Annotated in this window: 19 protein-coding genes; 6 read left to right on the forward strand and 13 right to left on the reverse strand. The window is 73.4% G+C overall.

Annotated features, from left to right (window positions below; translation table 11 throughout):
* Positions 1-102 precede the first annotated feature (102 nt).
* Both OHS71_RS26130 and OHS71_RS26135 read right to left on the reverse strand, forming a co-directional pair.
* Positions 103-510: a rodlin gene (locus tag OHS71_RS26130; protein WP_328481764.1), complete on the reverse strand. Its 408-nt coding sequence runs from the start codon at positions 508-510 to the stop codon at positions 103-105.
* Positions 511-801: 291 nt separating this feature from the next.
* Positions 802-1,212, reverse strand: a complete 411-nt coding sequence (locus OHS71_RS26135) for a rodlin (protein ID WP_328481765.1) — start codon at positions 1,210-1,212, stop codon at positions 802-804.
* A gap of 231 nt (positions 1,213-1,443) precedes the next feature.
* Between OHS71_RS26135 and OHS71_RS26140 the strand changes: the two genes are divergently transcribed.
* The 3 genes from OHS71_RS26140 to OHS71_RS26150 all read left to right on the forward strand — a co-directional run bounded on the left by OHS71_RS26140 (position 1,444) and on the right by OHS71_RS26150 (position 3,565).
* Positions 1,444-1,857: a rodlin gene (locus OHS71_RS26140; RefSeq protein ID WP_328481766.1), complete on the forward strand. Its 414-nt coding sequence runs from the start codon at positions 1,444-1,446 to the stop codon at positions 1,855-1,857.
* 307 nt (positions 1,858-2,164) lie between these two features.
* Positions 2,165-2,422 carry a chaplin gene (locus OHS71_RS26145; RefSeq protein WP_328481767.1) on the forward strand — a complete coding sequence of 86 codons (258 nt, stop codon included), beginning with the start codon at positions 2,165-2,167 and terminating at the stop codon, positions 2,420-2,422.
* Positions 2,423-2,527: 105 nt separating this feature from the next.
* Positions 2,528-3,565: a chaplin gene (locus OHS71_RS26150; protein ID WP_328481768.1), complete on the forward strand. Its 1,038-nt coding sequence runs from the start codon at positions 2,528-2,530 to the stop codon at positions 3,563-3,565.
* 74 nt (positions 3,566-3,639) lie between these two features.
* Here the strand turns inward: OHS71_RS26150 and OHS71_RS26155 are convergent, their stop codons facing one another.
* Positions 3,640-4,890: an NAD(P)-binding domain-containing protein gene (locus OHS71_RS26155; RefSeq protein ID WP_328484651.1), complete on the reverse strand. Its 1,251-nt coding sequence runs from the start codon at positions 4,888-4,890 to the stop codon at positions 3,640-3,642.
* Positions 4,890-6,245 (reverse strand): carboxylate--amine ligase, encoded by a 1,356-nt coding sequence (locus OHS71_RS26160; RefSeq protein WP_328481769.1) that lies wholly within the window; start codon positions 6,243-6,245, stop codon positions 4,890-4,892. Before OHS71_RS26160 ends, OHS71_RS26155 begins: the two co-directional genes overlap by 1 nt.
* 161 nt (positions 6,246-6,406) lie before the next feature.
* Here OHS71_RS26160 and OHS71_RS26165 point away from each other — a divergent pair, with 161 nt between their 5' ends.
* Complete coding sequence (locus OHS71_RS26165) at positions 6,407-7,801, forward strand: glycoside hydrolase family 26 protein (RefSeq protein ID WP_328481770.1); 1,395 nt, start codon at positions 6,407-6,409, stop codon at positions 7,799-7,801.
* Between the two features lie 28 nt (positions 7,802-7,829).
* Here OHS71_RS26165 and OHS71_RS26170 read toward each other — a convergent pair whose 3' ends face one another.
* From OHS71_RS26170 to OHS71_RS26210, 9 genes are read right to left on the reverse strand one after another with little or no spacing between them, the layout of a single operon-like run.
* Positions 7,830-8,945, reverse strand: coding sequence for a GNAT family N-acetyltransferase (locus OHS71_RS26170; RefSeq protein WP_328481771.1), 1,116 nt, complete (start codon positions 8,943-8,945; stop codon positions 7,830-7,832).
* A complete protein-coding gene (locus OHS71_RS26175; protein ID WP_328481772.1) occupies positions 8,942-9,586 on the reverse strand; it encodes a lipopolysaccharide biosynthesis protein in 645 nt (214 codons plus the stop codon). Before OHS71_RS26175 ends, OHS71_RS26170 begins: the two co-directional genes overlap by 4 nt.
* On the reverse strand, positions 9,583-10,746 hold the full coding sequence (locus OHS71_RS26180; protein WP_328481773.1) for a glycosyltransferase: 1,164 nt from the start codon (positions 10,744-10,746) through the stop codon (positions 9,583-9,585). The genes OHS71_RS26175 and OHS71_RS26180 overlap by 4 nt, the downstream gene beginning before the upstream one ends.
* Positions 10,743-11,492 (reverse strand): polysaccharide deacetylase family protein, encoded by a 750-nt coding sequence (locus OHS71_RS26185; RefSeq protein WP_328481774.1) that lies wholly within the window; start codon positions 11,490-11,492, stop codon positions 10,743-10,745. The genes OHS71_RS26180 and OHS71_RS26185 overlap by 4 nt, the downstream gene beginning before the upstream one ends.
* Entirely contained in the window at positions 11,479-13,212 is a 1,734-nt protein-coding gene (murJ, locus tag OHS71_RS26190) for a murein biosynthesis integral membrane protein MurJ (protein WP_328481775.1), read from the reverse strand. The genes OHS71_RS26185 and murJ overlap by 14 nt, the downstream gene beginning before the upstream one ends.
* A complete protein-coding gene (locus OHS71_RS26195) occupies positions 13,209-14,519 on the reverse strand; it encodes an O-antigen ligase family protein (protein ID WP_328481776.1) in 1,311 nt (436 codons plus the stop codon). The genes murJ and OHS71_RS26195 overlap by 4 nt, the downstream gene beginning before the upstream one ends.
* 7 nt (positions 14,520-14,526) lie before the next feature.
* Positions 14,527-15,951: an exopolysaccharide biosynthesis polyprenyl glycosylphosphotransferase gene (locus OHS71_RS26200; protein ID WP_328481777.1), complete on the reverse strand. Its 1,425-nt coding sequence runs from the start codon at positions 15,949-15,951 to the stop codon at positions 14,527-14,529.
* Positions 15,948-17,123, reverse strand: coding sequence for a glycosyltransferase (locus tag OHS71_RS26205; RefSeq protein ID WP_328481778.1), 1,176 nt, complete (start codon positions 17,121-17,123; stop codon positions 15,948-15,950). The genes OHS71_RS26200 and OHS71_RS26205 overlap by 4 nt, the downstream gene beginning before the upstream one ends.
* Positions 17,124-17,171: 48 nt before the next feature.
* Positions 17,172-18,302, reverse strand: a complete 1,131-nt coding sequence (locus OHS71_RS26210) for a DUF3344 domain-containing protein (protein WP_328481779.1) — start codon at positions 18,300-18,302, stop codon at positions 17,172-17,174.
* 239 nt (positions 18,303-18,541) lie between these two features.
* On the opposite strand from OHS71_RS26210, the gene chpG reads away from it, so the two are divergent.
* Together chpG and OHS71_RS26220 are read left to right on the forward strand one after the other, a co-directional pair.
* Positions 18,542-18,781 carry a chaplin ChpG gene (chpG, locus tag OHS71_RS26215; RefSeq protein WP_328481780.1) on the forward strand — a complete coding sequence of 80 codons (240 nt, stop codon included), beginning with the start codon at positions 18,542-18,544 and terminating at the stop codon, positions 18,779-18,781.
* A gap of 254 nt (positions 18,782-19,035) precedes the next feature.
* Positions 19,036-19,857 carry a hypothetical protein gene (locus OHS71_RS26220; RefSeq protein ID WP_328481781.1) on the forward strand — a complete coding sequence of 274 codons (822 nt, stop codon included), beginning with the start codon at positions 19,036-19,038 and terminating at the stop codon, positions 19,855-19,857.
* Positions 19,858-20,030: the final 173 nt, after the last annotated feature.

Here is a 20,030-nt window from a genome sequence, read left to right on the forward strand (position 1 = left end):
TCCTGCACGCGAGCAAGTCGTCCCCACTGCCGCCGGCGGCACACGAAACGGCGGGCCACCGGATGACCGGTGACCCGCCGTCGCGGTACGTCAGGCTACGGCTCAGCCGTTGCCGGTGCCGTTGCCCGCCAGGACCGAGATGTCGTCCAGGATGTGCGACAGCGGCTCGTCGCCCTTCGCCTGGGTGCTGTTCTCGACGCACTGCTGGTTCTGCGGGGCGGACAGGATCGGGATGTCCTGGACGCCGATGTTGAGCGCCGCGATGAGCGACTGGGCGTTGAGCTTCGCCGGCAGACCGATGCACGGCTTGTTCAGCGAACCCTGAACCAGCGAGAGCTGCGGGCTCATGTCGCCGAAGGTGGCCGAGTTGCCGAACTCCGACGAGGCGCCGTTGCCGCTGGCGGACGTGGTGCCGCTGTCGTCACCGATGGCGAGGGCCTGCGGGGCGCTCAGCCCGGCGAGACCGGCGACGGAGGCGGCGAGGGCCGCGGTCGCCCACAGCTTCTTCATGTTCGTTCCCTTCGAAAACGCGGACTCCGGGGGAGGAGCTGCGTGATCAACAACGTTGCGGACCCGCCCGGGGTTGCGTACTTTGCCCCGATCGGCCCAGCGCGTCGCGCACAGCGACCGTGCGCCCCTCAGGGGCTCGCGTGCGCGCTCCCCCGCACCGCCGCTGAAGGACTCTCCTCATCGTCACGCGCCGCAACGCCGGAAAGCGGGCCGCCGATGATCCGGCGGCCCGCTGTTCCGGGCGGAGATGTCACTCCGGGCTCAGGAGACGAACCCGTTCGGCGCGACGGCTCAGTGGTTGGCCCCACCGTTGCCCGAGAGCGCGGAGATGTCGTCCAGGATGTGCGACAGCGGCTCGTCGCCCTTGGCCTGGGTGCTGTTCTCGACGCACTGCTGGTTCTGCGGGGCGGACAGGATCGGGATGTCCTGGACGCCGACGTTGATCAGGGCGAGGATCGACTGGGCGTTGAGCTTCGCCGGCAGACCGATGCAGGGCTTGTTGAAGGAGCCCTGGATGAGCGCCATCTGGGGGCTCATGTCGCCGAAGGTGGCCGAGTTGCCGAACGACTGGCTGGCGCCGTTGCCGCTGGCGGACGTGGTGCCGCTGTCGTTGCCGATCGCGAGCGCCGGAGCGGCCGCCGCGGCGGAGACGCCGACGACGGAGGCGGCGACCGCGGCGGTGGCCAGAACCTTCTTGATCACTTGTGATTCCCTTCGGTGAGAAGCCCCGTCCACCGGAGCGTTCGGATTAACTTCACCTGACCTGTTTGGTTGCTCCGATTCACTCTGATGGCCCATTGGTGAAAACTCCGGCCGCCCGGACCGCAAAAACCGATCGGGTGAAGGGCCGCAACCAAATCCGGCGCGTCCGGTTGGTTCGGTGGCAGGCACATGGTCCTGGCCCGGAGTCAGGACAGGGAAAGGAATAGCGAAATGCTCAAGAAGGCAATGGCCGCGGCGGCGGTCGCCGCTTCCGTCGTCGGTATGTCCGCGGCGGTCGCCCCTCAGGCGCTTGCCATCGGGGACGACGCCGGAACCACCTCCGCCAGTGGCAACGGTGCCCGCGAGGCGTTCGGCAACTCGGTGACCAAGGGCGACATGAGCCCGCAGGCCACCCTGGTCCAGGGCACCGCCAACAAGCTCTGCGTCGGTCTGCCGGTCAAGGCTGACGTGCAGTCCGTCTTCGCCCTCATCGCCAACGTCGGCGTCCAGGACATCCCGATCCTGTCCGCCCCGCAGAACCAGCAGTGTGCCGAGAACAGCACCCAGGCGAAGGGCGACGAGCCGCTGTCGCACATCCTGGACGACATCTCGGCGCTCTCGGGCAACGGCGTGGCCAACCACTGACATCCCGGCACTGCCCACCGGACGGCCCGTTCTCTTCTGGCGGGCCGTCCGGCCCTTTTTCCGCCGCAGGTTCCCGCCGGCGGTCCGTCATTTTGTCTCGCTGCTCCGGAGAAGCGTTTCTTCCTCGGTGGGCCTTACGTGTGGATTCCCTGAAGGCGTTCGAGTGAATTAGCCGGCGACGCGCGTTCAAAAGTTTCTTCGGCTGTCTATCTCTCGTTGCAGGCTGCAAGTCATGGTGCGAGCCGTTCCAGTTGCGCTCGCTCGGTTTCGACCGTCATCTGGGCATGACCGCAGAGAAGGGAAATTCATGAAGAAGAGCGCTGCTGTTGTCGCGGGTCTGATCCTGGCCCTGGGCGGGGCCGCCCCCGCCTTCGCCGGCAACGGAGACGGAGGCGGAGGCGGAAACGCAGCCGTGGCCAACGGTGCCGCCATCGGCTCCCCGGGTCTCCTGTCGGGCAACGTCGTCCAGGTCCCGATCAACGTTCCGATCAACCTTTGCGGCAACTCGATCAACGTCCTCGCCGCGTTGAACCCGACCGGCGGCAACGTCTGCGTCAACGGCTGACGACGCGACACCCCGGCCGTACGGCTGGATCGAGGCCGGCCTTGGACGACATTCCTGTGGTCCAGGGCCGGCCTCTCCTACTTCTGCGAGCAGGAAGGCACGAGATTGCGACAGACCCTGAGCAGGGGAATGGTCGCGGCCGCCGCCGCGACGGGCATTCTGTCCCTGTGCGCGAGCGGCACCGCCCTCGCCGACTCGTACGCCGAAGGAGCCGCCAAGGGTTCGCCCGGGGTCCTGTCCGGCAACGGCGTCCAGGCCCCGGTGCACGTCCCGGTGAACGCCTGCGGCAACGCCGTCGACGTCCTGGCCGTCCTCGACCCGGCGTTCGGCAACTCCTGTGCCAATCCCTCGGACGCACCCGAGCGCAGCTCACCGAGCACCCCGCACCCAGCCGGTGACTCCGGCCACGGCGACTCGCACCACGGCGACTCCGACTCGGCCCACGGCAACCCCGGCTACGGCGACTCCGACGACGGCGGCTCCCACGAGGAGGAATCCGGCTACGGCGGCTCCCACCAGGAGGGCTCCGGCTACGGCGGCTCCCACGAGGAGGGCTCCGGCTACGGCGGCTCCCACCAGGAGGGCTCCGACGACGGCGGCTCCCACGAGGAGAGTTCCGGCTACGGCGGCTCCCACGAGGAGAGTTCCGGCTACGGCGGCTCCCACGAGGAGAGTTCCGGCTACGGCGGCTCCCACGAGGAGGGCTCCGGCTACGGCGGCTCCCACGAGGAGGACTCAGGCTACGGCGGTTCCGGACACGAGAACCATGGTCCGGACGACGACTGCGGAGGCTACGGCGACACCTGCGGCGAAGGCGGTCACACGAGTCCGCCTCCGCACGGTGGCGGAAGCACGCCGGGTGGGGACCACACGTCTCCGCCCCCGCACGGTGGCGGGAGCACTCCGCCGAGTGGGGACCCCACCACTGCGCCCCCGTACGGTGGCGATGGCGGCGGCGGTACTCCGCCCCCGTACGACGGGCACACCGCGCCTTCCCAGGAGGAAGAGCACGGCTCGCCGCCGCAGTTGTCGCAGACCGGCGGCCACGGTGCCGTACTGCTGGCCGCCTCCGGCGTCAGCGCGGCGCTCATCGCCGGTGGCGCCCTCCTCTTCCGGCGAGGCCGGGCCGCGTCCCGTCGGTGAACGTGCCGGTTGCCGGACGCCCTCGCGCCCGGCAACCGCATCTCACCGCACCGCCGCCCCCGCAGGGGACCCGCTCAACGCCGTACGGTCTCCACCTCCCCGCGCCGCCCCGGTGCCGGCGCCGGGATCGCCCCGCCCGGCGTCCCCGTGCGCAGCCGGCGCCGTACGCCCCGGACGAGGGTTCCGGCCGTGAAGTCCGCGCCGTAGACGAAACGCATCGCGGGCCCGAAGCCGGCCGCCGTCACCAGACCGGCCAGGAACAGCCCGGGGTGGGACGACTCGAAGTCCCGGCCCACCGCGGGGGATCCGTCGCCCACCGTGGCCAGCGACCCCCGCAGGCCGCCGGAGAGCAGGCCGAGCCGGTCTCGGGTCGCCCTGAAGCCCGTGGCCGCGATCACGTGCTCGGTCTCGAGGGGTTCCGCCCCGGCCACCTCCAGCCGTACGCCTCCCGGTACCGCCCGTGCCGCCGTCACCTCGTGGTCGAGCCGTACCTCCACGGAGCCCTCCACCCGGTCCCGTACCCACCAGGCGCCGGCCGGTCCGAGCGCCGTCGCCGCGATGCGCGCGCGGGTCGGTCCGGGGAGCCGGCGGTAGAGGCCGGGGCGTTCGGCGTAGAACCAGTTGCGCCAGCCGCAGCCGAGTCCGCTCTGCGGGGAGCGGGCCGACCGCCACCACGGGCGTTCCCAGGCCGGCGGCACGGTGTTCCAGCGCAGCCGGTCGGCGCGGGCCAGCACCCTGACGCGGGAGCCCTGTTCGGCGAGCAGGGCGGCGGTCTCCAGGGCCGCCTGGCCACCGCCGATCACCGTGACGTCCCGGCCGCGGAAGCGGTCGAGGTCGCCGTGGTGGCTGCTGTGCGAGACCAGGGCGGGGGACAGGCCGCGCAGGGCTGCCGGGATCTCGACGAACGGCATGACGCCCACGGCCAGGGCGACCGTGCGGGCCCGCACGGCCTCGCCGTCCGCGGTGACCGCCTCGAAGCCGTCCGGCCGGGGCGCGATCCGGGTGACCGTGCGCTCGTCGACCGCCGGGACGGCGTTGCGGGCGAACCACAGGCCGTACTCGGCGAACACCTCCACCGGGATCGGCTCCCCGTGCCGGGCCGTCACGCCCCGGGTCGTGCAGTACGCGTCGAGCCGCCAACGGGACCCCGGGTCGGAGAGGTTGGAGGCCCACGGCTCGGACTTCAGGAACATCCCGCCGGGCATGTTGTCGCGCCAGGAGGCCATCGGCCGGCCGAACACGCGCAGTTCGAGCCCGGCGTCCGCGGCGTGGGCCGCGACGGACAGACCGTACGGGCCCGCGCCCACCACCAGCAGGTCGTACATCAGCAACTGCTCGCCTTCTCGTCGTCGATCGGTTCGATCGGGGCCGGTGCCGTCGGGACCGGCGCGGTCGGGCCCGGCGGCTGCTCGCCCAGGCGGGTCGGCGACGGTGTCGTCGTCTGCGGCGTCGCCTGGCGGACCACGCGGGTCTGCGGGCCGGCCGCCCCCGAGGCGTGGGACGGGCGCAGCCTGCCGAGCAGCCGGCGGGCGACATGGGCGCCCCACAGGCCCCACATGGCGCGGCCGGGAGCGGTGTCGTCGCCCGCGTGCCAGGCCAGCTCACGGCCGCGGCGCACCGGGCGGAGCGCGGCCAGCGGCGCGTAGTTCTCGACGACGAACGCACGCCCGGGCCGCGGCGACCCGGGGGGCAGCGGACGGTGTGTCAGGTCCAGGTGCTGGGCGCGGACGACGTCGAGTCCGTCCGCGTCGGTGAACAGCCGGAACTGGGCGCCGGGACGCGGATTGAAGTCGAGGAGGTGGTAGTCGCCCGTCGCGCCGCAGCGGCGGAAGTCGAGGTCGAAGATGCCCCGGTAGCCGAGTTCGCCCGTGAGTCGCTCGGCCAGGGTGCGCACCCGCGGGTTCTCGGTCCACTCGCCCACCGCCGTGAGGCCCGCGCCGCGCGGCCAGGCGCACAGCTTGCGGCCCGGACCGCCGCCGCCGACCGTGCCGGAGCGGTCGGCGTACCCGTGGAAGAACCAGTCGCGGTCCGGGCCCGACGGCAGGAAGGCCTGGAGCAGCAGCCGGCTGCCGGCCTCCTCGGTGCGCAGGTACAGATCGCGCGCCTCCTGGGTGGAGCGCACAACGACCGTGCTGCGGAGTCCGGTGCCGGCGGGCAGCAGCCAGGGCCGGCTCCATTTCGCCACCGCGGGCAGGCCCAGCCGCCAGGCCTCGGAGGCGGCCTGCGACGCGCTCTCCGGGATCACGGTGAGCGGGTGCGGCACGTCCGCCGCCGCGCACAGCCTGATCAGTTCCGCTTTGTCGGCGACCCGTTCGGGCACCGTGCCGGGCTGTTGCGGCAGCAGGTAGGCCGGCGACAGGTCCTCACGCAGCCGGCTCACCGCCACCGCGCCGGCGTCGTCCATCGGGATCAGTACGGCGGGCCGCTCGATGTGGGCGGCCACCCGCAGGAGGGTGGCGGCGATGTCGGCGAGGGCGGCGCCGGGGGGCGGCGGGGGATGCAACCGGCGTACGAAACGCGATTTGCCGACGGGGCTTCCCGTGGAGTCGGCGACCACGTGCACTTCGATTCCGGCTCTGCCGAGCGAGCGCACGGCACCCAGCGTTCCGTGGTGAAAGGGATTCCGGTCGATCCGCAGGAGAACGGCGGGGACGCGGGTGTCGAGGAGCGACTCGGGCATTTTTTTCCGGTCCTTAGCTTCAGTTCACCGAAATGGGCGATCAAGGCACTCGAAAGCCGTATCGGCGGTGGCGAGGTTGCTTTTCGTGTGACTTTCATATGACTGAGTGTCACTGATGCGCCGTCCTCGCGCGTTACGTGAGAGTGGAGAAAGGAGCAGGCATGGCCCCACAGCAGCGACGCGCGCGGTCCCGACGGCTGGCCGTCGTCGCGGCAGCCGTCGCGGCGTCGGCCGCGCTGGCGTCCGGACCTGGATTCGCCGCGGGCGCGGGGGTGATGCGGGTCGCCGATCCTCCCGCTCCCGTCCCCACCGGCCCGGCGTCCGCGGCGACCCTCCCCGCGGCCGCCGAGCCCGCTCCGGCCGTACCCGTACCGAGTGCGGCACCGCAGACACCCGCGGCACCCGTGGCTCCCGAGGCGCCCGTGACTCCCGAGGCGCCGGTGACTCCGGCGCCGACCCCCACACCCGCGGAAACCCCCGCCCCGTCCGCCGAACCCGTGAAGGCCGCCCCCGCCTTCGGCGCCTACCTCGACTACGGCGCCCGGGGCGTGGCCCGGATCGCGCAGCTCAGCGAGTGGCTCGACGGCGCGGAGCTGCGCGTCGGCCACACCTACCTGCCGGGCGACCGGTGGAGCAACATCGAGGGCCCGCCCGGCTTCCTCGACGTCTGGGCGGACTGGCGGCTGGAGAAGGACGACCGGATGCTCGTCCTCAACGTGCCCATGCTGGAGCGCAACGAGGAGCAGGTGCCGGACGACGAGGTGCGCGAGCTGCTGCGCCAGGGAGCGGCCGGCGACTTCGATCACCACTTCAGGGCCCTCGCCGAACGGCTGGTCGCGCTGAAGGTGCCGGACACGGTGATCGTGCTCGGCTGGGAGATGAACGGCATCACGTACACCCATCGGTGCGGGCCGGACCCGGAAGCCTGGAAGGAGTACTGGAACAGGATCGTCTCCACCATGCGTTCGGTGCCGGGCCAGGAATTCAGGTTCGACTTCACGCCGACCCGCGGCAAGGACGCCGTTCCGTGGACCCAGTGCTATCCGGGGGACGACACGGTCGACATCATCGGAATGGACTCCTACGACCAGCCGACCGGTCTGTCCTTCGATGAACAGGTGAACGAACCCTACGGGCTTCAGGCGCACGTGGACTTCGCCAGAACCCATGGCAAGCCCATTTCCTACCCCGAATGGGGACTCTTCCGTAACGGTGACAACACCGCATACATGCGGCGCATGATCGGCTGGATGGACGAGCACGCACCGCTGTACAACACGGTGACCGACTACTGCCCGCACGGAGTCTGGCAGTGCCGCCAGAACCCGCGGTCGTCCGAGGTCTACCGGTCGCTGCTGTCCGGTCGCACCGACGAGCCGGGCACGGCGCCGACCAGCCCGGCGCCCTCCGCCGACCCCTCCGTGGAGCCGGCGCCCCCGGAACCCAGGCCCGACCCGCCGGCGACCTGCACGCCGATGGACCTCGGCGACTGGGTCGAGTACTGGCTCGGCGGCAAGCTGTGCCTGCGGCTCGACTGGTGGTCCGACGACGACTGAACCGCGGCACGCTGGCGGCGGTCCCGCGTCAGGACCTGCCGCCACCGTCACGCTCCCTCCGCTGCTCCAGCCGGAGCAGCAGCTCCTTGCCCCGCCGTCGTGCGGCCACGTCGCACACGACCGCCGACAGCAGGGGCGCGGTGCGCCGACGGGCCAGCAGCAGCCGCTGGTTGACGACCGGTTCGGGCCGCCAGTGGTGCTTGTACGGCTCGTTGCCGCGCAGCAGACTCAGCGCCGCGCGCCCTCCGTCCCGGGAGTGCTCGGCGCAGGCGTCGAGCAGCATCACCGCCACGTCCGCCTTGCGCTCGCGCAGCCGGGGATGGGCGCCGTAGAGATAGCCCCCGGCCAGGCGCCGCGACAGCAGCGTCAGATCGACGGCCACCACGTCGTCGTCGAGCCGGAACTCGGTGACCACCGCGTCCCCGGAGCGCACCATCGGCCCGACCGACCGCACCAGGTGCTCGCAGAACCGCTCCCGCAGGTGTTCGCCCGTCACCTTCCGCCCCTGCCACTGCAACCGGTGCAGTTCCAGCAGTCGCCGCAGCGCCGGGTCCACCTCGTCCGGGCACACGACCTGACGCTGCACGCCGAGCGCGGTCAGCTTGCGCAGCTTGGCGCGCACCCGCTGGGCCTTCGCCGACGGCAGCCGGGCCACCAGCTCCTCCATGGGCACGGCGGGCAGCTCCAGGCACACGGAGTCGCTCACCCGCCGCCGGGGGCCCTGCCAGCGCTCGTAGACCTGCTCCACCGCGCCGCCCGGTCGCACCTCGCGGAAGTCGATCAGCGCGGTGCGGGCGGCCGCCGCGAGACCCTCGGTGAGCGCGGTGACGGCTCGCTCACCGCGTTCGTCGTCGACGAGGACGTCCCCGTAGTCCGAGATCGCGCCGCCGAGCGGCACCAGCGCCGGCACCGGTCGGCGTACGGCCATCAGCGGGGCGGCGGCGACCAGGTCGGCGCCGTCGCGGACCAGCAGCACCCGCAGCCGGCCGCGCCTGCCGTACGACAGCCACCACGAGTGCAGCCAGGCGTGGCTCTGGAACGGGGTGGCCGTCGCGCACCGCTGGTACAGCCGGCCCCAGGCGGGCGCCAGGGCGCCGAAGACCTGCTCGTCGGTGACGAGTTCGGTGGTGAAGGCCGGCTTCACAGCGTTCCGTGGGCTTCTGCGGCGAGGGCCGGGCCGGGGACGGCCGCCGGGCGCACGGCCTCCTCCGGGTCCCGCTTCGGACGCACCAGCAGCACCAGAGCGCCGAGCAGCCCGCCCGCGCTCGCCCCCACCAGGCCCGTCACCGCCGGGGACGCCGAGGAGGGGCTGGTCGGCCGGACCGCGCGGGCGAACTGCTCGAGCTCCACGTTGGTGGCGGCCCGGGAGTTCCTGGCATGCTGGGTCAGCGAGCGGGAGACCGCGTTGGCCATGTCGGCGGCCAGATCGGCGCGCGAGGACGTCGCCGTGATCGAGACCATCGGGGCGTCCGGCGAGGTCGCCGTCTGCACGCTCGACTGGAGCGTCCTCACCGGCACACCGGCCCAGACCTGCGCGTCCCCGAGCACCGCCACCTGCGTGGCGACCCGGCCGTAGGCCTGTGCGAAGCCGAGGGCGGACGCCGGGTCGGACTTCGCGGTGGGGACGGCGACGACGTAGGCCGTGGCCGTGTACGCGGGCGGTTTGAGAGCGCCGTACGCGCCGCCGAGCAGACCGCCGGCGACGGCGCCGGCCATGAGCAGGGACCAGGGCGGGAGCGCCTTGGCGCGGCGCAGGGCGGCAGGACGACGGGGGTTCTCGGTCATGGGGAACTGGCTCCCTGGGGTGTCGGGTGAGCGGGGGAGGGCAGGGTCGGTCCGGACACGGTGGCCGCGTACACGTCCATGAGCCGGGCGGCGCTGCGGGTGATGTCGTAGTGGCGGGCCGCTTCGGCGGCGGTGCGCGGGCCGGGCGCCTGCGCGCGCGCCTCGGTCAGCGCGCGCACGAAGTCCTCGGTGCCGCCGCTCACCCGGCGGGCGCCCGGCGCCCGGGCGGGCAACATCTCGATCGCCGGGCAGGACGCGTAGAGCACGGGCAGGCCGCAGGCCAGCGCCTCGACGATCGCCAGGCCGAAGGTCTCCTCGGGGGACGGGGAGACGAACACGTCCATGGCGCAGGTGAGCGAGGGCAGGTCGGGGCCGGGGGTGCCGTCGGGCACGTAGGGGCGTTCGCCGGTGAACAGGACACGGTCGGCGACCCCCGCCTCGTGGGCGGTGCGGCGCAGCACGTTCTCCTCGGGGCCGCCGCCGGCCAGCAGCAGCCAGTGGTCGGCCGGGAGCCGGGCGAGGGCGTGGATGAGGACGTCGAAGCGCTTGCCCGCGGTGAGGCGTCCGATGCCGCCGAGGACATGTGCGTGGTCGGGCAGGCCGAGACGCCGTCGGGTGCGCAGGCGGGCGTCCGGGTCGAAGCGGAACCGGGTCAGGTCGACGCCGTTGGGGACGACCTCGATGCGGGGGGCCGGGACGCCCCAGCCGCGCAGCCGGTCGGCGACCGTGGGGGAGACCGCGACCGTGGTGCGGCCCAGCCGCTCGCTGGCGAGGTACAGCGCACGGACCCCGGAGGTCAGTTCGCGCCCCTCCAACTGTGATTCGCCCAGCGAGTGTTCGGTGGCGACGACCGCGCGGACGCCGGCGAGGCGCGCGGCCAGCCGGCCGTAGACGCAGGCCCGGTAGAGGTGGGTGTGGACCAGGTCGTAGCCGCCGGAGCGGATGACGCGGACCAGGCGCGGCAGCGCGGTCAGGTCGCGGTTGCCCGCCATGCCGAGGTGGACGACCCGCACCCCGTCCTCGGCCAGCCCCGCGGCGACCGCCCCCGGGTTCGTCAGCGTCACCACCTCGCACTCGATCGGCAGGTGCCGCAGCAGCAGCCGAAGTTGCTGCTCGGCGCCGCCGACCCCGAGCCCCGTGATGATGTGCAGCGCCTTCACCGCAGCCCCTCGACGGGACGCCGGCGCAACCGGTGCAGCCGGTACTTCAGATGCATGCGGACGGTGTTGTCGTCCTGCCCGATGTGCAGCCGGGGGAGGGCGTGCAGGCCGTTCAGCGGACCGGGGTCGATCGCACAGGCATAGGAGTAACCGGCGTCGCGCACGGCGTCCATGGCGCGCCGGTCGATCGCCCCGTACGGGTAGCAGAAGCCGTCGGCCTCGGTGCCGAGCAGCGCGGCGAGGGCCGCGCGGCTCTCGGCTGTCTCCGACTTGAGGGTGAGGTCGTCGGCCTTGGTCAGGTCGACGTGGGTGAGGCCGTGCGAGCCGATCTCGACGCCCTCGTCGGCGGCGCGGCGGATGCCCTCGGCGGTCAGCAGCGGCTTGCGCGGGCCCAGCGGGTCCCAGGCGTTGTCACCGCCGAGCCGGCCCGGCAGCACGAAGAGGGTGGCCGTGCACCCCTGTCGGCGCAGGACGGGCAGCGCCCCGGTGAGGAAGTCGGCGTAACCGTCGTCGAAGGTGAGTCCGACCAGGTCACGGCCCTCGCCCCGGGCGCGGGCGGCGAGCAGTTCGGCCACGGAGACGCCGCGCAGCCCGCGCCGGCGCAGCCACGTCAGCTGCTTCTCCAGCCGCTCGGGGGTGACCGTGATGCGGTAGGGATCCTCGGAGCGGTCCCCCACGGAGTGGTACATCGCCACCCATGGGACGGACGGGCGTCTGTTGTTGTCGCTGTTGTCAGGAGCGGCCATGGGAGAGCCTTCGGGTCGCGGAACGTACGGAACGGAGTGCCGAGGCGATGCCCTGGGAGCCCAGGGCCCGGCCGGCCAGCAGGAAGACGGCGGTCACGGTGAACCCCCCGGCGGCCAGCCCGGACAGGGGGTCGGTGAAGCGGCCGGCGACGAAATACCCCGCCAGGGTGGCCAGCAGGGCGGCCCGCACCGGCCGGCTCAGTTCGCGCAGCACGCCCCGGACACGGACCGGGACGCTGCGCGGACCCATTCCGGCCAGCAGGACGAGCGCGGTGACGGTGATGCCGGCCGCGTTGGCGGCGGCGATGCCGTACACCCCCCAGGGGCCGACGCTCAGCGCGCCGATCCACGAGGTCACGACGATTCCGGCGGCCATCGCGCCGACCGGGTACCAGGAGCCGCGGCCCGCCGAGAAGTAGGAGCGGACCAGCACGCCCACCAGGGTCTGGCCGAGCAGCCCGAGCGCGTACACGCGCATCACGCCCGCCGTCGCCGCCGTGTCCCGCGCGGTGAACGCGCCCCGCTGGAAGAGCAGTTCGATGATCTGCGGGGAGCAGGCGACCACGGCGGCCGTGCCCAGCAGCACGATGCACGCCGCCAGTGCGAGATCCCGCTCCACCCGGGAGCGGGCCCGCTCGTGGTCTCCCTCGGCCAGTGCCCGCGCGACCACCGGGAAGGTGACCGTGCACACCATCACCGACAGGATCATCGGCATCTGCGCGACCTTCTGCGCGTAGTTCAGGTGCGAGATGGCCCCGGCCGGCAGCTGCGAGGCGAGGAAGCGCTCGACGAGGACCTGGGACTGCCGGCACAGGGCGAACAGCAGAACGGTCGCGAGGAGAAGGGTGTCGAGAGGGCGGGGTTCCTCCTGCACGGAGGGCTCCTCGGCCGCCTTGCGCTTCCTCAACTGCCTCAGCAGTGAAGGGAGTTGCACGAGGGCCATCAGTAGACCGCCGACCGCGACCCCGACCGCCGCCGACCGTACCCCCCACTGCCCCCCGAGCACGAACATCCCGGTGATGATGCCGACGTTGTAGGCCACGTAGATCGCCGCGGGCGCCCCGTACCGCCGGTGGGCGCGCAGCGCGGCGCTGAAGTACCCGGCGAGCCCGAAGCTCACCACGCAGGTGGCGGTCAGCCGGGTGCAGTCGACGGCGAGCGCGGGGTCGGGCAGGCCGGGCGCGAGCACCTCGACCAGCTGCGGCGCCAGGCCGATGAGGAGGGCGCCGACGGCGACGAACGCCAGCGACAGCCGCGGCAGTGTGCCGGCGACCAGCGCGCGGACCGGGTCGCCGGCAGCGCCCCGGGAGCGCCGGGCCAACGCCATGCTGAACGCCGGGATCAGGGCGAACGCCAGCCCGTCCTCGATGAGCAGCGTGGCCGCGAACTCGGGCACCGTCCACGCCACCAGGAAGGCGTCGGTGTCACTGCCCGCCCCGAACAGCCGGGCCAGCGCCTGGTCCCGCACCAGCCCGAGCAGGGACCCGGCGACGGAGAGGACGACGGTGACGAGGGTCGCCTTGGCGAGGAATCGCCGTGAGGCCGGGGGAAGTTCGCCGCCCTCCGACCCGGCGGCCGGGAGGTGAGTCGTCTCGGCGCGGACCCGTGCACACGCTGCGGGACCGGCTTCGGCAGCCTCCTCGGCCGGCTCCCCGGACCGCGACGGCGGTACGGAGGCGGGACCGTCCGTGCGGGGCGTCCGAGGAGGCGTCACCGTCATCGGGCGAGCGCCTCCTCGCGGCCACCGGCGCCGACCAGCGCCCACCAGGCCACGACCCCGAGGACGACGGCGGTCAGCACGGTCGAAGGACCGCCGATGTCGGCGTACGTGAAGTCCACGAGCTGCCAGACCAGCAGACCGCAGGCCACGAGGGCGCAGTCGAGGCCCGGGCCGTGGCGCCGGACCCGGAACCACCCGCGCAGTCCGCACGCCAGCATCGCCAGCCAGCCGCCCGCGAGGGCGAGCAGCCCGATCAGGCCCTGCTCGCTGAGCACCAGCAGGTACATGTTGTGCGGGGAGAGCAGCGGCTGCCTGACGAACCCGGAGCCCGCGCCGTCGGTGTCGCTGCCGGCGGACAGCGCGAGGGAGGCGTGGGCGTCGCGGTGCTCGGGAAAGCCCTTCAACCCCACCCCGGTCAGTGGCTGTTCGCGCCAGATGCCGACCGCGGACGCCCACAGCGTGTACCGGTCGGTGACCGACTGGTCCGGCGCGTCCGCGACCTGCGTGATGCTGTTGACGCGCTCCTGGAGCATCGCCGACCCGACCCCGAAGCCGCCCACCAGGATCACCCCGGCCGCGGCAGCCACGGCGCCCACCTTCAACGCCCGCAGCGGTCCGGCGAGGGCCAGCTGGACCATGCAGGTCAGTGCGGTCGCGATCCACGCGCCCCGGCTGAAGGAGAGCGCGAGCGGCACCAGCAGGGCGAGTGCCGAGCAGGCCGCGATCGTCCGCTGCCGTACGGGAGTCCGGCCGAGCGCCAGCCCGACCGCGCAGACCAGGCCGAACGCCACGACGGTCGCCATGCCCATCACGTCCTGCGGCCCGAAGGTGCCGACCGCCCGGATGTCCTCGCCCTGGTAGGAGGCGCCGGTCCCGGTGACGAACTGGTGGACCCCGACCGCCCCCTGCCACCCCGCGAGCCCGACGAACGACCAGGCCAGCAACCGGAAGTCGGTCCGGTCCCGGACGAGGAGGACGACGGCGGCCGGGACCAGCACGAAGACCTGGAGATAGCGGCCCAGGCCGGCCAGCCCCGCCCCGGGCGAGGACGCCCCCGTCGCGGCGAGCGCCAGCCCGACGACCGGCAGCCCGAGGACCACGGCGGCCGTCCGGGACAGCGGGCGGCGCCGCTGCCGCAGCAGCCGCACCGCGCAGAACAGCACGACCAGGGCGGACAGCGCGTCGGCCGGTCCCGCGCCGCCCTCACCGCCGGGGGCGAGCGGAAGGCCGAGCAGGGCGACCACGGCGACCACCGGCAGGACCGGTGACAGCGTCCGGACGCGCGGCAGGGGCAGGGCGAGGGTCATCGGCGGTTCAGCTCCCGGTCGGTCGCACGAGTGCGGCCGCGGTGCGCAGCAGGATGCAGACGTCCTGCCACAGCGACCAGTTGTCGATGTACGCGTTGTCGAAGCGGGCCCGGTCCTCGATCGAGGTGTCGCCGCGCAGGCCCTGGACCTGGGCGAGGCCGGTGATGCCGGTCTGCATCCGGTGGCGGGCCGCGTAACCGGGGTAGGTCTGGCTGAACTCGCCGACGAAGTAGGGGCGTTCGGGACGCGGACCGACCAGGCTCATGTCGCCGCACAGCACGTTCCACAGCTGGAGCAGCTCGTCCAGCGAGGTCTGGCGCAGGAAGCGGCAGAAGCGGCTCATCTCCCGCTCACCGGCCACGCTCCAGCGGGTCGCCGCCTCGTGCTCGTCGACCGGGCGGTGGGTGCGGAACTTCAGCAGCGTGAACGACCGGCCGTCCTTGCCGATGCGCTCCTGCCGGAAGACGACCCCCGGCCCGTCGGTCAGCCGCAGCACCACCGCGCACACCAGCAGCAGCGGGCTCAGCAGCAGGAGCAGGGTCCCGGAGACGGCGATGTCCAGCAGCCGCTTGCCGAGGCTGCCCCGGCGCCGGGCGCCCAGGTCGAGGCGGCGGCAGGAGAACCCGGCGAGCTGGTCGCGGCTCGCGTACGAGGGGGTGTCGGCGTCGACCTCCCACACCGTGCAGCCCGACTCGGCGAGCGCCCGCAGCAGCGGACCCTGCACGGTGCGCACGGCGGGGTGGACGCACAGCACGTCCCGGACGCCGTTCTGGATGAGGGCCCGCTGCACCTCCTGACCCGTGGTCAGCACGGGCAGCCCGCCGCCGCCGTCGCCGCCGTCGGGCCGCTCGGCCACGATGCCCACCGGCCCGATCCCGCACCGGGGGTGGCGCAGCACGGCGGCGGCCACCCGCTGCGCGGTCGCGGCCGGGCCGACGACGAGCGCGGCGTGCGGGCGGCGCAGCAGCGCCCGGCGCCGCCGCAGGTACACCACCGCGCGACCCGCGCAGCCGGCCGCGGCCTGCACCGCGAACCCGAGGACCAGCGCGCGGACGGACAGCGCGTGGGCCGGGTTCCACGCCGCGACGAGCGTGCCCAGCGCCAGCCAGGCCACCGCGATCCGGCTCCAGACGGCGGGCAGTTCGTCCAGCACCCCCGCCACCGGACGGGTGCGCTGCGGGCGCAGCAGTATCGTCGCCGCCACCAGCAGGGCCACCAGCAGCGGTCGGCGCTGCGCCCCGGACAGGGCCAGCGCGCCCACGAACGCGGCCAGGACGTCGGCGAACAGCAGCGGGAGCGGTGACGCGGGCCGCGCCGGGGGCCGCCCGGCGGGGAACCGGAATCCCGCTGCGCTCGCGCGCCGCGGAATGACCGAGACGGACGAGTATCCGGGCTGCGCGCCGGGAGAGGGGACGGTGCTTTCCGCAGTCACGAGTGGATGGACTCCCTGCGTTCCGTGGGCGCGACGCGCGCCCTTCGTGTCGTCGTGAGCAGCTCGCGGTACACGCCCGCGACCGCCTCGGCCGTGCGTCGCACGTCGTGCGTGGACAGGACGTGCCGACGTCCCTGATGGCCGAGCGACTCGCGCAGCAGCGGGTCGCGCAGCAGTCCGGTGACGGCGCCGGCCAGCGCCGCCGGGTCCTCGGCGGGCACCAGACAGAGGGGCGCGAGCGCGGTCGGCAGGCTCTCCCGGGCACCGTCCACGTCGGTCACCACCACGGGCCGCCCGCAGGCCAGCGCCTCCAGCGGGGACAGCGCCATGCCCTCCCAGCGTGAGGGCAGCACCACCAGGTCGGCGGCCTGGTACCAGGGCACGGCGTCGTCGACGGCGCCGGCGAACAGCACCGACTCCGGCGCCCGGGGCCGCAGCCGCTCCCTGTCGGGACCGTCACCGACCAGGACCAGCCGGGCGCCGGGCACCTTCGCCGCGATGTCCGCCCACGCGGCCAGCAGAACGTCCTGCCCCTTCTGCCGGCACAGCCGCGCCACGCACACCACCAGCGGGGCGGCCGGGTCCAGCCCGGGCAGCAGGGAGGCTCGAACGGTGCCGACGGGAGCCGGGTGGAAGCGTTCGGTGTCGATGCCGTTGGGGACGACGCTCCACCGCCCGGCGATCCGGGCGCGCACACCGGTCGTGCGCTCCGCCTCGCTCACACACACCAGCCGGTCCGCCCAGCGGGCCCCGAACCGCTCCCACCTGAGCGCCAGCGCCGCGGTGGTCCCGCCGACCGCCTCGAAGGACCAGGCGTGCGGCTGGAACACGGTCGGGATCCGCCCGCGCACCGCGAGCCGCCCGGCCAGTCCGGCCTTGGCGCTGTGCGCGTGCACCAGATCGGGGCGTACCTCGCCGAGCAGGCGTACGAGCCGCCGCACCTCCGCGGGGAGCGAGGGCCCCGGCGACCGCGTCGCCGCCCAGTGCCGTACGTCCGCGCCCAGGGACCGCAGGTCGTCGGCGAGCCGGCCGGCCGGACAGGCCACGGTGACGTGCAGGCCGGCCGCGAGCTGGGCCCGCGCCAGATCGGTCACGACCCGGGGGACCCCGCCGTCCACGGGCTGGGTGAGATGCAGGACCCGGAGTCTGCCGTCGGGTTCTGGCTGGTGCATGGCGCGTTTTCCTCGCTCACGGTGGCGCTCGGGACGGGCGGAACGCGCTTACTGCTTCTTCCGTGTGTCGACGGCGACGAAGAGCGCCCCGGCCCACGCCGCGTCCTGCTGGGAAACGAGCCGAACGGCCAGCTGGTCACCGCCGTACCGCAAACCGGCCCGCATATCGAACACATCGGAGTCGTAGCCGAGGGTGTTGACGTACGCCGGTACACGCGCCGCCGGAGCCTCCCCCGGCTCGCTGATCGTTGAGTTCAACACATCGTCAGATGGATTGACCGCGTCGGTGAGTACGGCCGCCGTCCGGCCGCCGGTGGAGAACATGAGCGAATCACCCGTTCGGCCGCGGTCGCCGTCGTACGCGACGAGCCCGACCCGGCCCCCCGCGCCCTTGGGGACGGCGAGTCCGCGCAGCCGGATCTCCTTCGCCGTGCGGGAGCCCAGGGTGTCGAAGCCGTCCCAGACGGAGAGATCCCGCAGCGGCTCGGCCCCGTTCTCGTACGCCACGACCAGCGTCCAGCCGCCCCACGCCCCGGCCCCGGATCTGCCCATGGCCACGTTGATCTGCGCCACCGTGTACAGGCCCGCACCGCTCTCGCGCACCAGTTTCGTGACGTCCGCGGAGGCCTGGAAGGCGTCGGCGCCCTCGGCCACCCGGTGGCCGACGACCGTGTCCGCGAGCACCGCCTTGTACTCCCCGCCCGGCTCGGCGATCAGCACCCGGCCGTTGTCCTTCGGCGGTTTCTGCTCACCGACCCGCAGGTTGCCGCCCCAGTACAGGCGTGCGTACGACACCTGTGCGCCCTGCGGGAGGCGGACTTCGGCCCGGGAGGAGTTGTAGGTGTTCGGGTCGTCGTCCACGTCGACGTAGAACATGTCGAAGGCGTTGTTGACACCGGGTCCGCCCCGGCGGACGGAGGGGCAGTCAGGCGCCGCGTTCGCCGTGGTCGCGGTCGCGGTCGCGGGCGTGGACGTGGTGCGGCAGCTGATGGCCGCGTTGGCCGCGCGGACGATCCCGCCGTGCTGTGTCGCGTGGAAGCGCTGGGTGAAGGCGAGGCGCTGCGCTTCGGCGGCGGGCTGCTCGTCGGCCGCCCGGGCGCCGCCGGGTGCCCAGAGGGCGGTGAGGGTGAGAACGCCGACGGTCGCGCTGCGGAGCAGCGGACCAAGGGAATTGCGCATGACCGGCGGTGCCCTTTCGTGCGATTTGCTTGCTATAGGCGTGCGTCGGATGGGGCGCAACTCTAGCTGCTGTCCGGATTAATCCGCAGAAAGGGGGTCATGTGTGTCGGAATGGTGAAGCAATCCCCCGCGTCATCACTCATTTGGCGGCACAACTCCCGCGCGCCCGGCGCGTTGACTTCAGCGCCGGGGCATCCCCGCCCGGGTGTTTGTGTCAAAACCCCAAGGAGTACCTCCCCATGTCGCGTATCGCGAAGGGCCTGGCCCTGACCTCCGTTGCCGCCGCGGCCGTCGTCGGCGCCTCCGGCCTCGCCGCCGCCGACAGTGGCGCGAACGGCGTCGCCGAGCACTCCCCGGGCGTGCTGTCCGGCAACGTCGTCCAGGTTCCCGTGCACATCCCGGTCAACGTCTGCGGCAACACGATCAACGTGATCGGCCTGCTGAACCCGGCGTTCGGCAACACCTGCATCAACGACTGACGTCACCTCCCCCAGAGGTCACGACACGTCGTTCGCCGAACGGCCGCCCTCCCGCCAGGAGGGCGGCCGTTCGTGTTGCCCCGGACGGGGGATGCGGCGCAGGCCCGCCCGATGAGCCCGGGCAGGCGGTTCGACCAGGGGTGATCCAGGTCGGGCGGGCAACCGTTCGTCACGCCACGCGGTCGATCTGTTGCGGAGTGCGACACCTGTTCGCACGGTGGGCATGAGACCCGACGCAATCGAAAGGATTTCCCATGCGTGGTCTGCCCGTACGACGTGTCGCTTCCACCGCACTGTGCGCCACCCTCGTCCTCGGCGTCACCGCCCCCGCCGCCATGGCATCCGACGGAGCGGCCGCCCGTGAGCGCAACGCCGCGTTGTCGGACGCGCCCGTCGCCGGCGCGGCCGCGCTGCTCACCCAGGCCCGGAGCCTCGGCGAGTTCGACACCGTCCTCACCCCCGTCATGGACCTGCTCGACACGGTCCTCAAGGCCGACGGCGGCCGGCTCACCGCCGCCGAGGCGACCCGGCTCGGCGACGCCGTCAAGGCGGCCGTCGCCAAGATGACGGCGAGCGCCGCGGTGGCGACGCCGGCGCAGTCGGCGGACCCCGCGGCAGAGTCGGTCGCGCTGCCCGCCGCTCCGGCCGTCGCGCTTCCGGCCGAGCCCGCCCTTCCGGCCGCCCCGGTGGCCGTGCCCGCCCCGCTCGGCGGGAGCGGCGTCGGCGCCGAGGCGAAGGCGGCCGCCGACCCGGTGTCCGACGCCCTCGCCGCGCTGGACAGGGCGGTCGCCGACCTCCTCGCGGCCGCCACCTCGCTCGATGTCGGCGCGGCCGTCCCGGCGGTGACCGCAGTGGTGAGCGATCTGCTCGACCTGCTCACCGCGACGCTGGCCGGGGCGGGCCCCACCCTTCCCGACCTGCCGGTGGAGCCCCCGGCAGCCGCGCTGCCCGAGGCGGCCGCCGCGCCCGCCGCGCCCGTGGCGCCTGCCGTTCCTGCGGTGCCTGCCGTTCCTGCGGCGCCTGCCGTTCCTGCGGCGCCCGTGGTCCCCGCGGCACCGGCCCTGCCCACCGTCTGACGGTCACCCCCGGTTTCCGCACCCCGGCTGTTGTGCCGGGGTGCGGAAATTTTCGCGTACACGGTTTCCGCGTCCGACGGGGCTCGTTAGGCACGGCGCCAGAATCTCCCTGGCGACTCGAGTCGCCGAAACGCCGAGCGGCCGAGTCACCGAGTGGCCCGGTCGCCGAGTCG

This window comes from Streptomyces sp. NBC_00377 (genome assembly GCF_036075115.1).
In the GTDB taxonomy this organism is placed as follows: Bacteria; Actinomycetota; Actinomycetes; order Streptomycetales; family Streptomycetaceae; genus Streptomyces.